This window comes from Paenibacillus durus (assembly GCF_000756615.1).
GTDB lineage: Bacteria > Bacillota > Bacilli > Paenibacillales > Paenibacillaceae > Paenibacillus_AQ > Paenibacillus_AQ durus.
In genome coordinates this window covers 1-13622 of sequence record NZ_CP009288.1, presented here as the reverse complement: position 1 = coordinate 13622, position 13622 = coordinate 1, and the positions used below count along the sequence as shown (strand labels likewise).

9 protein-coding genes and 1 rRNA gene are annotated in these 13622 nt (G+C 49.9%); 1 reads left to right on the top strand and 9 read right to left on the bottom strand.

Going from position 1 to position 13622, the window contains the following annotated elements; translation table 11 throughout:
- Window positions 1–117: 117 nt before the first annotated feature.
- The 3 genes from PDUR_RS00050 to gyrA all read right to left on the bottom strand — a co-directional run bounded on the left by PDUR_RS00050 (window position 118) and on the right by gyrA (window position 5778).
- Window positions 118–1672: ribosomal RNA gene (locus PDUR_RS00050) — 16S ribosomal RNA — on the bottom strand.
- 306 nt (window positions 1673–1978) lie between these two features.
- A complete protein-coding gene (locus PDUR_RS00045) occupies window positions 1979–3076 on the bottom strand; it encodes an HD-GYP domain-containing protein (protein ID WP_042204545.1) in 1098 nt (365 codons plus the stop codon).
- A gap of 173 nt (window positions 3077–3249) precedes the next feature.
- Complete coding sequence (gene gyrA, locus PDUR_RS00040) at window positions 3250–5778, bottom strand: DNA gyrase subunit A (RefSeq protein ID WP_042204544.1); 2529 nt, start codon at window positions 5776–5778, stop codon at window positions 3250–3252.
- Window positions 5779–6063: 285 nt separating this feature from the next.
- Between gyrA and PDUR_RS00035 the strand changes: the two genes are divergently transcribed.
- A complete protein-coding gene (locus PDUR_RS00035; RefSeq protein ID WP_042204543.1) occupies window positions 6064–6927 on the top strand; it encodes a YheC/YheD family protein in 864 nt (287 codons plus the stop codon).
- Window positions 6928–7048: 121 nt separating this feature from the next.
- Here PDUR_RS00035 and gyrB read toward each other — a convergent pair whose 3' ends face one another.
- The 6 genes from gyrB to dnaA all read right to left on the bottom strand — a co-directional run bounded on the left by gyrB (window position 7049) and on the right by dnaA (window position 13534).
- Window positions 7049–8959: a DNA topoisomerase (ATP-hydrolyzing) subunit B gene (gene gyrB, locus PDUR_RS00030; RefSeq protein WP_042204542.1), complete on the bottom strand. Its 1911-nt coding sequence runs from the start codon at window positions 8957–8959 to the stop codon at window positions 7049–7051.
- A gap of 48 nt (window positions 8960–9007) precedes the next feature.
- Entirely contained in the window at window positions 9008–9256 is a 249-nt protein-coding gene (remB, locus tag PDUR_RS00025; RefSeq protein ID WP_042204541.1) for an extracellular matrix regulator RemB, read from the bottom strand.
- 17 nt (window positions 9257–9273) lie between these two features.
- Complete coding sequence (gene recF / locus PDUR_RS00020) at window positions 9274–10392, bottom strand: DNA replication/repair protein RecF (RefSeq protein ID WP_042204540.1); 1119 nt, start codon at window positions 10390–10392, stop codon at window positions 9274–9276.
- Window positions 10393–10601: 209 nt separating this feature from the next.
- Complete coding sequence (gene yaaA / locus PDUR_RS00015) at window positions 10602–10829, bottom strand: S4 domain-containing protein YaaA (RefSeq protein WP_042204539.1); 228 nt, start codon at window positions 10827–10829, stop codon at window positions 10602–10604.
- Between the two features lie 45 nt (window positions 10830–10874).
- The gene (gene dnaN, locus PDUR_RS00010; protein ID WP_042204538.1) at window positions 10875–12017 is read right to left on the bottom strand and encodes a DNA polymerase III subunit beta; all 1143 of its coding nucleotides are present in this window, start codon (window positions 12015–12017) and stop codon (window positions 10875–10877) included.
- 170 nt (window positions 12018–12187) lie between these two features.
- Window positions 12188–13534 (bottom strand): chromosomal replication initiator protein DnaA, encoded by a 1347-nt coding sequence (gene dnaA, locus PDUR_RS00005; RefSeq protein ID WP_042204537.1) that lies wholly within the window; start codon window positions 13532–13534, stop codon window positions 12188–12190.
- Between the last annotated feature and the right edge of the window lie 88 nt (window positions 13535–13622).

Sequence of the window (13622 nt, the reverse complement as noted above, 5' to 3'; positions counted from 1 at the left end):
GTTTTCAAGGATCAAGATTTGAGAGATTGAACTCTCAAAACTGAGCAACGAGTGAGTGTTGCCGGAAGTCAAGCTTCCGATTTGAATGTTTCCGCTACGGGAAACGATTCTCCATAGAAAGGAGGTGATCCAGCCGCACCTTCCGATACGGCTACCTTGTTACGACTTCACCCCAATCATCTACCCCACCTTCGGCGGCTGGCTCCTTGCGGTTACCCCACCGACTTCGGGTGTTGTAAACTCTCGTGGTGTGACGGGCGGTGTGTACAAGACCCGGGAACGTATTCACCGCGGCATGCTGATCCGCGATTACTAGCAATTCCGACTTCATGCAGGCGAGTTGCAGCCTGCAATCCGAACTGAGACCGGCTTTCTAAGATTGGCTCCGCCTCGCGGCTTCGCTTCCCGTTGTACCGGCCATTGTAGTACGTGTGTAGCCCAGGTCATAAGGGGCATGATGATTTGACGTCATCCCCACCTTCCTCCGGTTTGTCACCGGCAGTCACTCTAGAGTGCCCAGCTTCACCTGCTGGCAACTAAAGTCAAGGGTTGCGCTCGTTGCGGGACTTAACCCAACATCTCACGACACGAGCTGACGACAACCATGCACCACCTGTCTCCTCTGTCCCGAAGGCCGCGCCTATCTCTAGACGATTCAGAGGGATGTCAAGACCTGGTAAGGTTCTTCGCGTTGCTTCGAATTAAACCACATACTCCACTGCTTGTGCGGGTCCCCGTCAATTCCTTTGAGTTTCAGTCTTGCGACCGTACTCCCCAGGCGGAGTGCTTACTGTGTTAACTTCGGCACCAAGGGTATCGAAACCCCTAACACCTAGCACTCATCGTTTACGGCGTGGACTACCAGGGTATCTAATCCTGTTTGCTCCCCACGCTTTCGCGCCTCAGCGTCAGTTACAGCCCAGAAAGTCGCCTTCGCCACTGGTGTTCCTCCACATCTCTACGCATTTCACCGCTACACGTGGAATTCCACTTTCCTCTTCTGCACTCAAGCTGTCCAGTTTCCAGTGCGACCACAGGTTGAGCCCATGGTTTAAACACCAGACTTAAACAGCCGCCTGCGCGCGCTTTACGCCCAATAATTCCGGACAACGCTTGCCCCCTACGTATTACCGCGGCTGCTGGCACGTAGTTAGCCGGGGCTTTCTTCTCAGGTACCGTCACTCCTTAAGCAGTTACTCTTAAGAACGTTCTTCCCTGGCAACAGAGCTTTACGATCCGAAAACCTTCATCACTCACGCGGCGTTGCTCCGTCAGGCTTTCGCCCATTGCGGAAGATTCCCTACTGCTGCCTCCCGTAGGAGTCTGGGCCGTGTCTCAGTCCCAGTGTGGCCGTTCACCCTCTCAGGTCGGCTACGCATCGTCGCCTTGGTGAGCCGTTACCCCACCAACTAGCTAATGCGCCGCAGGCCCATCCCTTGGTGACAGATTGCTCCGCCTTTCAGCCTCCTAGCAGGAGCTAAGAGGAATTATCCGGTATTAGCTACCGTTTCCGGTAGTTATCCCAGTCCAAGGGGCAGGTTGCCTACGTGTTACTCACCCGTCCGCCGCTAAGCCTCATCGGAAGCAAGCTTCCGATGAAACTCCGCTCGACTTGCATGTATTAGGCACGCCGCCAGCGTTCGTCCTGAGCCAGGATCAAACTCTCCAATAAAGTATTGAAAGAGCGATTAGCTCAATTTGAAACATCTGACGAGAATTTGCATTCTCAATTTTGGAACTCGCTTGAAGCGAATTCCCACTCACTCGTTGTTCAGTTTTCAAAGATCAAACTTCTTTGCCGTCGCTCAACTTCTCATCATCAGCAACTTTTATAATATATCATATCCGACCGTTTAATGCAAGCTCTTTTTTTAAAATTTCTTTTGAACCAGAACTCGTATTTCTTGGCCGGAATTAGAATATATCATGTTTTATTTTTTAATGCAACACTTTTTTTATTAACTGTTGAATTTAAGCCTTATGTCAAGATCTCCTGGATATAGAGATGACGCGAGTGTGCCAAATTGATGATTTTACCCTCTACGCTCACCAATGGGCGTGTAGGGTTGCTTCGATCAGAGAAGATGATTTCTCCAGGCCGGCCATCGTTTAGACGTATCTTCGTTCCGTTGTGCAGCTCCGTCGTCTTATGTATGAAGGTCTGTACAATGGATGGTTCCAGTTGGCCGAACCCTTCTTTTTGAATTTCCTCCAAAACGAGATATGGCGACTGCGCCTTCTTGTATATCCGCTCCAGCGTCATTGCATGGAAAATATCCGCCACAGCGACAGTTTTCGCGTATAAATGAATTTGACTCCCCCGCAGCCGAAGCGGATAACCCGAACCGTCAATTTTTTCATGATGCTGCAAAGCTGCAAGCCGGACCCCTTCGTTAATGGCCGTTACTTTTCGCAAAATTTGATATCCATACGTTGTATGCTTTCGCACTTCATTTCTTTCGGTAAGCGTAAGCGGCTCAGGCTTCTGCATAATTGAGCTGTCAACCTTTGCATTTCCGATATCATGCAGCAAACCGGCAAAAGCCACTTGAAGCCACTCTTTCTGCGGATAGCCACACCACTGGGCAATCTTATAAGATGTAAGCGCAGAGAGCACGGCGTTATGATAAATGTAATCCTGCTCGTTAAGCGTACGCGGGGAAAAATCGAGAACATGATAATCCTTGATATGGGCGATCATGGCCTCCAGCCCGCTGCGCAGTTCATAGATCGGCAGAACCGCTGCGTCGGCTGAACTATAACACTTTTTGATGAGCACCAGCATATGATCGTATTCCTCATGCAGCCTAGAACCGCTCTTGGCCAGCGCAGAAGCTGTAATGACCGATCCGGCTTTAACCGCACCCTTAGAAGGAGTTTTGGACGGTTCCATGGCTTGGGCGTCCTCCTCGGAGCCTTCAATATCCACCTGCTGAATCAGAAAAGCCTCCAGAATCTCCATATCGCGCGGCAGCAGTATTTTTCCTTTAGCAAATAAAATGCCTCCCAAAGGCGTAATGACATCCTTACTCACTTTTGAACCCGGCCTTATTTCCGCCACCGATATATTCGGCATACGCTCACTCCTTTACTCTCCCCCTATTCATGACAAATAGGTACTATTTACCTAATTATATTATGGATAAGGAGAAGCGACTAGTATGAAAGCAATAAGACTTATATTTTTTTGAATAAAAAAGAGAGCGCCCACCAGAAATTAGTCTAGTGGCACGCTCTCTTTACATTACACTATTCCAAAGCTTCTCCGTCATCCTCCGTATTAGACTCGGCAGAATCAGCAGTCTCATTGACTTCCGCAGTCTCATCAGACAGCGTATTTTCATCCCCGTCTTCGCTCTTGTCGGTACGGCAGACGGTAGATACGGCATCCTCATCGCGGATATTGATCAGCTTCACGCCCTGCGCATAGCGTCCCATGGTCGAAATGCCGTCCATACTCATACGGATCAAGGTTCCGCCCGTCGTAATGATCATCAGGTCCTCTTCCTGCTTAACGACCTTGAGGCTGACCACAGGGCCATTCTTCTCCGTAAGATTGATGGTCTTGATCCCCTTGCCTCCGCGGGTCTGCAGACGGTAATCGCCGGCAGGCGTACGTTTGCCGTAACCCTTGGTCGTGACGATCAGCACATCCAGATCTTGGTCAATGCAATCCATGCCGATAACATGATCCTCTTCGTCCAAAGTAATGCCTTTGACTCCTGTTGCACTCCGGCCCATTGAACGGACATCCTCCTCGGAGAAGGTAATAGACATTCCGTCCGCCGTGCCCAAAATAAGCTTCTGCTTGCCGTCGGTAAGCTTCACATCGATCAGCTCATCTTCTTCCCGCAGATTGATTGCGATGAGTCCGCCTTTACGGATATTGTTGTAATCCTCAAGCGGCGTCTTCTTCACAATTCCTTCGCGGGTGGCAAAGAACAGATATTTATCGCTGTCCGTTTCCTCGATCTGGATGACGGCGCTGATCTTCTCACCCTGCTCGATCTGGAGCAGATTAATAATCGGCGTCCCGCGCGCCGTCCGTCCAAGCTCCGGAATCTCGTAGGCCTTGATGCGGTATACCTTCCCTTTATCGGTAAAGAACATCAGATAATTATGGGAGTTGCTGACGAAGAGATGCTCGACAAAATCCTCATCCTTCGTGTCCATGCCCACTACGCCGCGTCCGCCGCGTTTTTGACTGCGGTAAGTGCTTACCGGAAGCCGCTTAATGTAGCCGGTATGCGAAACTGTAATGACAACCTCTTCGCGCGGGATAAGATCCTCATCGAGAATGCTCTCTTCTCCGATGGTAATCTCCGTCCGCCGCTCGTCGGCGTACCGGTCCCGCAGCTCCTGCAATTCATTGCTGATAATTTCGAGCACAAGCGATTCATCAGCCAGGATCGCCTTGTACTCTGCTATTTTGGCTAGCAGCTCGTTGTACTCGTTCTCGATCTTGTCGCGTTCTAGACCGGTCAGACGCTGCATCCGCATGTCCAGAATCGCCTGGGCCTGCTCCACGCTGAGACTAAACGTCTCAATCAAGCCTTCACGCGCAATATCAACCGTACGAGAAGCGCGGATCAGCGCGATGACTTCATCCAGGTTGTCCAGCGCGATGCGCAATCCTTCCAAAATATGCGCCCGGGCTTCCGCCTTCTTCAGTTCAAATTCCGTCCGGCGGCGGATAACCTCGATCTGATGCTGCAAATAGTGGTACAGCACGTCGCGCAGATTCAGCACCTTCGGCTCATTGCCGACAATGGCCAGCATATTGATGCCGAATGAAGACTGCATTGAGGTGTGCTTGTACAGATTATTAAGCACTACATTCGCGTTAACATCCCGTCTGACTTCGATAACGATGCGCATTCCATTGCGGTCCGACTCATCCCGCAGATCGGTGATGCCTTCAATCCGTTTCTCACGAACCAGCTCGGCAATTTTCTCCACCAACCGTGCTTTGTTAACCTGATAAGGCAGCTCGTTAACAACGATCCGTGCCTTGCCGTTATTCTCTTCCTCAATCAAAGCCTTTGCGCGCATCGTGACCGAACCGCGGCCCGTACGATACGCCTGGCGGATGCCTTCGCGGCCCAAAATATAACCGGCCGTAGGAAAATCCGGGCCCTTGATATATTCCATGAGCTCCATCGGCGTAATTTCGGGATTACGGATCATCGCTTGTACGCCGTCGATGACTTCACCCAAATTATGCGGTGGAATATTGGTAGCCATCCCTACCGCGATACCGGATACCCCGTTAATCAGCAGATTGGGGAAACGTGAAGGCAGAACGGCGGGCTCATGCTCTTCACCATCATAGTTAGGTATAAAATCGACCGTTTCTTTATTCAGATCGCGCAGCATTTCCATGGCAATCTTGGAAAGTCTGGCTTCGGTATACCGCATCGCCGCGGCCATATCGCCGTCAATCGAGCCGAAATTGCCATGCCCGTCGACCAGCATGTAGCGCATGGAGAAATCTTGGGCCATCCGGACCATCGTTTCATAAACGGCCGAGTCGCCGTGCGGATGGTACTTACCGATTACCTCACCGACGATTCTCGCCGATTTCTTATACGGCTTATCCGGTGACATTCCAAGCTCCGACATCGCAAACAAAATGCGCCGGTGCACCGGCTTAAGTCCGTCCCTTACGTCCGGCAAAGCCCGGCTTACAATGATGCTCATTGCGTAATCCATGAAAGAATCGCGCATTTCCACACCGATGTCCCGGTCCCTGATTTGCGGGTTATTTTGTTCAGCCATGAGTTGCTGGACCTCCTTCAGTTAAAAAACCGCTACCCTATATTATATTCCTTTCACAAAAACTGCACAATTAAACGTACTAGCTCAACTATTCATATAAGAGATTTTCTTTCCTGGTGCCCGGGTATTAGCCCTGTCCGCATATGATCACGGCTCATAGACTGTATGGAGTAACACTGCCTAACCGCTCCAAAACTCCGCCAAAGATATCATCCCATATCCTTTGATTATACCATTGTTTAGAACACTTGTCCTTATATTTCAGCAGTGTAAAGGAGGAATAACATGAGAATTCAACGGGTTCCCAGCAAATGGGCCAAGACCGAAGTCATTCTGCTTAACCGCTCCTTGACGCCTTATATTCCCGATACCCGCAAATATGATCCTGCAGCGCTCAGCGAGATGCTCGGCCTGTATGAAACCGTCTATATCAAACCGGACCGAGGAACCTACGGATGCGGGGTTATGCGAGCTGAGCGGCGGAGCTTGCACTTGACCCCCAGCGGCACGGAACAGTCCGGAAATAACGAAGAGAAAGGCGCCCATTCCAGCATTCTGTATATTCTCCGTTATGGCACAAAAGCACAGGCGTATCGTTCCATTGAGGAACTGCATCAAGCGATAGCCGAAAGAACTCAGGGACGTTTCTATTTGATTCAAAAAGGGATCAGCCTGCTGTGTTACAAGAAACATCCGTTCGATCTGCGTGTGCTTGTCCAAAAAAGCCCCGAAGGACGCTGGGAAACGACCGGACTGTTAGGCAGAGTGGCGGCTCCGCAAAAAATTGTGACCAACTATCATAACGGAGGCCGGGTTTTATCTGTCGAAGCGCTGCTGGGGGAACATATGAAGCATAACGAGCGCTTGGCAATGATCACCCATCTTAAAAATCTTGGTGCAGATACTGGACGTCAGTTGGAGACGGCTTTTCCCGGAATGAAAGAAATCGGTCTGGATGTCGCCATGGACGATCATCACGATCTATGGATTCTTGAGGTTAATACACTGCCTTCTCTTGTGGTGTTTAAAATGTTTGAAGACAAATCCATTTACCGAAAAATCCGCCGTTATGCCGCCGCCTACGGCCGTGCCGGCTTTGGCAGCCCAGGCATATCCTCACGCCGCAAGCCGATTGCACGCAGCCATTAATCCTTAGATCTCTCCATAATCGCCCACCATACTTAAAAAGCAGCCCCCGAAATCGCTCGCCCGTTAGGCGGCAACCGGAGGCTGCTAACAAGTGGATACTGGCATGGCCAGTACAGAATGACTAAATATCCAGATTTTTGACTGACTTGGCATGCTCTTGGATAAAATCGCGCCGCGGCTCCACATTATCTCCCATCAGGGTGTCGAAAATGCTGTCGGCAAGAATGGCGTCTTCTATCGTTACCTGCAGCATGCTGCGGCTCTCGGGATCCATCGTCGTCTCCCAAAGCTGAGTGGCATTCATCTCGCCAAGACCTTTATAGCGCTGAACATTAAACTTGGCGTTCTCGCCGAAGGTGGCGATAATTTCATCCCGTTCCTTCTCTGATCCGGCGTAGCGGACAACCTTGTTGCGCTCCACCTTGAACAGCGGCGGCTGGGCGATGTAGATAAAGCCCGCTTCAACGATTTTGCGCATGTACCGGTAAAAGAAGGTCAGCAGCAGTGTGCGGATATGGGCGCCGTCGACATCCGCATCCGTCATGATGACAACCTTATGATAACGGGCCTTGGATAAATCGAAGTCGTCTCCGATACCCGTCCCCAGAGCGGTAATAATCGCGCGGATTTCTGCGTTGGACAGAATACGGTCCAGGCGCGCCTTCTCCACATTCAGAATTTTACCGCGCAGCGGCAAAATCGCCTGAAAATGCCGGTCGCGTCCCTGCTTGGCCGAACCGCCGGCGGAGTCGCCTTCGACGATGAACAGTTCGCTGATGGAAGCGTCTTTGGACGAGCAGTCCGCCAGCTTCCCTGGCAGTGAGCTGACTTCAAGAGCGCTCTTGCGACGCGTCAGCTCGCGGGCTTTGCGCGCCGCCTCCCGTGCGCGGGAAGCCTGCAGCGACTTCTCCAGCACGCGCCGGGAGATCGCAGGATTCTCCTCAAGAAACTCCTGCAGCTTCTCGCCGAACAGCGATTCCACAATCCCGCGGACCTCGCTGTTGCCGAGCTTGGTCTTCGTCTGGCCTTCGAACTGCGGCTCGGGGATCTTCACGGAAATGATTGCCGTCAGTCCCTCACGAACGTCATCACCGGTCAGGTTGGAGCTGCTATCCTTGATAATGCCGCTTTTGCGAGCATAATCGTTGATAATCCGCGTCAAGGCGCTCTTGAATCCGGATTCATGCGTACCGCCCTCATGGGTATGAATATTATTGGCAAATGAATAAATATTCTCGGTATATGAATCATTGTACTGAAGAGCAACCTCGACCTGAATCATGTCGCGGGAACCGCCAACATAGATGGGTTCCTCGTGCAGCACTTCTTTTTTCTCGTTCAGAAACTTCACGTATTCAATAATACCGCCATCATATTTAAACGAGCTCGACGTACCGGTCCGCTCATCCGTAAGCGAGATTTCGATCCCCTTGTTCAAGAAGGCCAGCTCGCGAATCCGGGTAAGCAGCGTATTATAGTCATACACAGTCGTTTCGGTAAAAATCTCCGGGTCCGGAAGAAAGGTCGTCTTGGTGCCCGTTTCATCGGTATCGCCAACCGTCCTAATATCATACTGAGGCACGCCCCGGCGGTATTCCTGCTGGTACGCATGTCCTTCGCGCTTGACGGTAACAATAACCTTTTCCGAGAGAGCATTTACTACCGAAATACCTACTCCGTGCAGACCGCCCGAGACTTTATATCCGCCGCCGCCGAACTTACCGCCTGCATGCAGGACAGTCATGACGACTTCAAGCGTCGATTTCTTCAGCTTCGGGTTCTCTCCGACAGGAATTCCCCGTCCGTTATCGATGACGGTAATGCTGTTGTCTTCATGCACAATAACCTGGATTTTGTCGCAATAACCGGCCAGCGCTTCGTCAATACTGTTATCGACAACTTCCCATACGAGATGGTGCAAGCCCTTTACGCTGGTCGAACCAATGTACATGCCCGGACGCTTACGGACTGCTTCCAGCCCTTCAAGCACCTGAATCTGGCTCTCATCATATGTCGGTTGATTCATTGACATGCCTTCACCTACTTCTTTCAGATTATCACTTGTACCCGCGCGGGGGCCTTAACTTTCAAGCAGCATTCTGGATCGTTTTTTGAGTGTGGAAGAAGAAATGGGGGAATAATACACAACGTTCTGAGTAACGACTATAGATTTGGCTTCTTCTTCGCCGATACGCTCCAGCCTTTTGTCATTTAAAGCGGCGGCTACGAACTTTTTGGACAGTTTGGAGGATTTCTCAATCGAAATATCGAATATGGCAATCAGTTCCGAAGACCGGATAACCTTTTCCCCGCCCAAATGTATATACATGGTCTTCCTCCGCTCGTTTAAGACTCTATGATCCCGCTGTGGACCCGGTACTGGGTTGCACCTTTTAATTTATCGGCATTCAGGCTTTCAATTCCGGTAGCCGTTATGAAAGTCTGCACTTTGCTTTGAAAAGTTTCGATCAGCTGCGTTTGACGGTACGGATCAAGCTCGGACAGGACATCGTCAAGCAGCAGGACGGGATATTCCCCAATTTCCTCATGGATCAATTCGATTTCGGCCAGCTTAAGCGAAAGGGCGGTCGTGCGCTGCTGCCCCTGCGAGCCGTAGACAGAAGCTTCTCTGCCGTTGATAAAAAAGGACAGATCGTCCCGATGGGGACCTGTCAGCGTCATTCCTCGCCGGATTTCCTGTTCACGTGTTTGTGATAACTTTAACATAAATTTGTCCAATAAGACAGCTTCATCTTCCTCCTCCCGCTCTCCGAAAGAAGGAACATAGCGTAATTTCAGTTCTTCACCGCCGTTTGTAATCCCTTTATGAATCTCTTCAGCCCATATTTGCAGCTTCTTTATGAATTGTTTCCTTTTTTTGACGATTTTAACACCATGCTCCGCAAGCTGGGCATCCCATATTTCCAGCATATCCCCGCCTGACCCATTTTTTGCCCACAGCTGTTTTAGCAGATTGCTTCTCTGGAGGAGCACCTTCTGATACTGCTGCAGATGAAACAGGTAGCTTGGCTGAACCTGACCGATTTCCATATCCAAAAAACGGCGCCGCACACCGGGCGTGCCTTTGACGATCTCTAAGTCCTCCGGCGCAAACATTACGACATTCAGCGAGCCGACAAACTCGCTCAGGCGCCTCTGCTCCAGACCGTTAATTTTCGCTTTCTTCCCCTGCGGGGACAGTGACAGCTCGAGCTTCAAACTTCCGTACTTCCGCTGAACCTCCGCCTCGATATGAGCTGCGCCGTCCGGAGCATCAAAAGAGATCAGCTCGCGGTCTTTGGAGGTCCGGTGGCTCTTGGTCATCGCAAGGCAATAGAGCGCCTCAACAAGATTCGTCTTGCCCTGCGCATTTTGTCCAAGGATCAGATTCACATCTCCCAGGCCGCCAAGCAGCAGCGATCCGTAGTTGCGGTAATGCCGCAGGCTGATTCTGTTAACAAACACGAAAGCGTTCCTCCCAAGAAGAAACGACTTCGCCGTCCTCTAAGAGCGGCATCGTTTCTCATAGAAATATAAGCTCCAAAATATGCATCATGCATACGAATCCTTATATTTCAAGATAGCGCCACAAAGTGCAGCCTTAGCCTCTAGCATGCTCAGGTGCTTTGCGGAACCCCGAAAACTCATAAATTCCGTACTTAGCGTACAGCAAACTACGCTTGTTCTTCTCCGCCGGCCACTTCGAATAGGCCTTCCCCTTTTACTTCGACTTTATCACCCGGATACAGCTTTCTGCCCCGGCGATCCTCTCGTTCTCCGTTAACGAGCACATGGCCTTCCTGCAGCAGAGCCTTCGCCATCCCGCCTGTGGATACACAGTCCGAAAGCTTCAAAAATTGATCCAGTTTGATATATCCACTGTGGATAACTATTTTTTTCATGATTTCTTTCCTCTCCGCCATTTATCCACAAAGGGAATTTTGGCGTTAGTTGGTCGTACGATAAGGCAAAATGACGTACAGAGCCTTACTTGCATCCAGCGGCTTCAGAATAATCGGGCTCATCATGCCGGTAAAAGCGATCGTCAGCTGCTCGCTGTCAACAACTTTCAGCACATCCAGCATATATTTGGAGTTAAACGATATTTTCAGCGCTTCACCTTTAAAATCTATCACTTCAAGCTCTTCCCGTACTTTGCCGAGCTCTGAGGAACTTGAGGAAATTTCGATGCCTCCCTGTTCCAGTGTCTGAAGCCGGACGATGTTCGTCTTTTCCTCGCGGGACAGCAAATAAGCACGGTCGATCGATTCGCTTAATTTTTTTGTGTCCAAAGTTAGTTCTGTTTTGTAAGCGCTCGGAATAATTCTAGAAGTATCAGGGTAAATGCCGTCCAGGATGCGTGTGTAAAAAAGAACCCGGTCCAGCTTAAAGAGCACCTGGTTGTCGGCCACAACGATATCAACCAGCATGTTCTGATCTGGAATGATTTTGCTCAGTTCATTCAGCGTTTTGCCGGCGATAACGACATTGGTAAAATGGATATCTTCCGTTCCTTCCAGTCTGGCGGCTCTTGTTGCCAGCCGGTGGCGGTCCGTCGCCGTAAATTTTAACTCTCCATCGGACAGATTCCATAGTATACCTGTTAATATCGGTGTTGTCTCCTGGTTGGAGATGGAAAAAGCCGTTTGTTTGATCATTTCTTTCAGCAAATCGCCGGGCAAAGTGATCGTTTCATTTCCCTCAATATTCGGCAGGACGGGAAATTCCTCCGGATCAAGACCGACCATTTGGATCTCTGCCGCTCCGGAAGAAATGAAAGTCTGAAAGCCTTCCTTAACCTCCATGTGAATCTCTGTGGACGGAAGCTTCTTAATAATCTCAACGAAAAATTTGGCTGGAAGCACTACGCTTCCCGGCTGCTCCACTTTAACGATCTGTGTGCTGTCATTTTCCGCGGGAATGAACGATTGGATAGAAATATCAGTATCGCTTGCGGTTAACGTAACGCCCTGATAGCTGACTTCCAATTTGATGCCTGTCAGAATGGGGATCGTTGTTCTGCTGGATATCGCTTTAGATACGTGTTGGATGGATTCGTTGAGTTCATTTTTAAGAATGCTGATTTTCATAGTTTCACTCCTAGCTGAAAAATGGGGAAGCGTTAGATGAAGATTATTTAAAGATTTTAAATAGTATTAGTAGTAGGGGCGCGGGATATGTGGATAAGCGGCCCGAATCGCATAAAATTAAGCCTACGCACATGTGAATAGATTGTGTATAGGCTTGTTTATTCCTTCTGCTATGAAGGATTTTTAATTTTCTCTGAAATATTGTTAACCACTTTGTACAGCTCTTGGTCGATTTTGAGCGATTGACTTATTTTTTCGTGGGCATGAATAACGGTCGTATGATCCCGGCCTCCGAAGGCTTCGCCAATCTTGGGCAGCGAGTAATCAGTGAGCTCACGGGAGAGATACATGGCAATCTGTCTTGGAAAAGCGACGGCTTTCGTCCGCTTGCGCGCTTTGAAATCCTCCAGCCGCAAGTTGTAATATTCGCCTACTTTTTGTTGAATATCCTGTATCGTAATCATCTTCGGCCGGCTGGACGGGATGATATCCTTCAGCGCTTCGGCCGCCAAATGTGTCGTCACGTCCTGATTGGTCAGGGATGAGTAGGCAACCACCCGGATGAGAGCGCCTTCCAGCTCACGGATGTTCGTATCGATCTGATTGGCGATATACATCATCGCTTCATTTGGAATATCAAGGTTCTCGGCTTTGGCCTTCTTGCGCAGAATCGCAATTCTCGTTTCCAGATCCGGCGGCTGAATGTCTGTTATCAGTCCCCACTCAAACCGGGAGCGCAGCCTCTCTTCCAGAGTCGGAATTTCTTTTGGCGGCCGGTCGCTGGAAATAATGATCTGCTTGCGTTCCTCATGAAGCGCATTGAATGTATGGAAAAATTCCTCCTGCGTCGATTCTTTGCCGGCCAGGAATTGAATATCGTCGATCAGCAGGATGTCGACATTGCGGTACTTATTGCGAAAGCTTTCGCCGCGGTTGTCGCGAATGGAATTGATGAACTCGTTGGTAAATTTTTCTGATGAAATATAAATTACCTTGTTGCTCGGATTATGTTCCAGAATATAATGACCGATCGCATGCATCAGATGAGTTTTGCCGAGTCCCACCCCTCCGTATAAGAACAAGGGATTGTAAGCTTTGGCCGGCGCTTCCGCCACGGCAAGCGACGCCGCGTGAGCAAACCGGTTACCGGAACCGATGACGAACGTATCGAACGTATATTTGGGATTCAGCATATGCGTCTGGGCTTCTTCACGGGATACAGCGGGCGGCCCGGAAGAAATCTGCACGACAGGCTCCGCAGGTTTGTTCTCTTCTATAACAAACTTGACATCCACCTGCTTTCCAGTCATTTCAAGGACCGTAGCTCCGACCAGCTTCGTATACCTGCTCTCAAGCCATTCGACAGCAAACGTCGTTGGCGCCGAAATAACCAGCGATTGGGAACTGAACGAGATCGCTTTGGTCGCCTTAAACCAGGTGTCGAAGCTTGGTTTGCTTAGTTTGGTCTGAATAATCGATAAAATCTGCTGCCATAGTTCGGAAGTATGGCTGTCCACACACTGTCACTCCTTTAAATCTTCCAAATGTGGCTAAAGCCATGAAGTGGAAATATCGAAGAAAATAAGGTGATGGGGAAATATTATC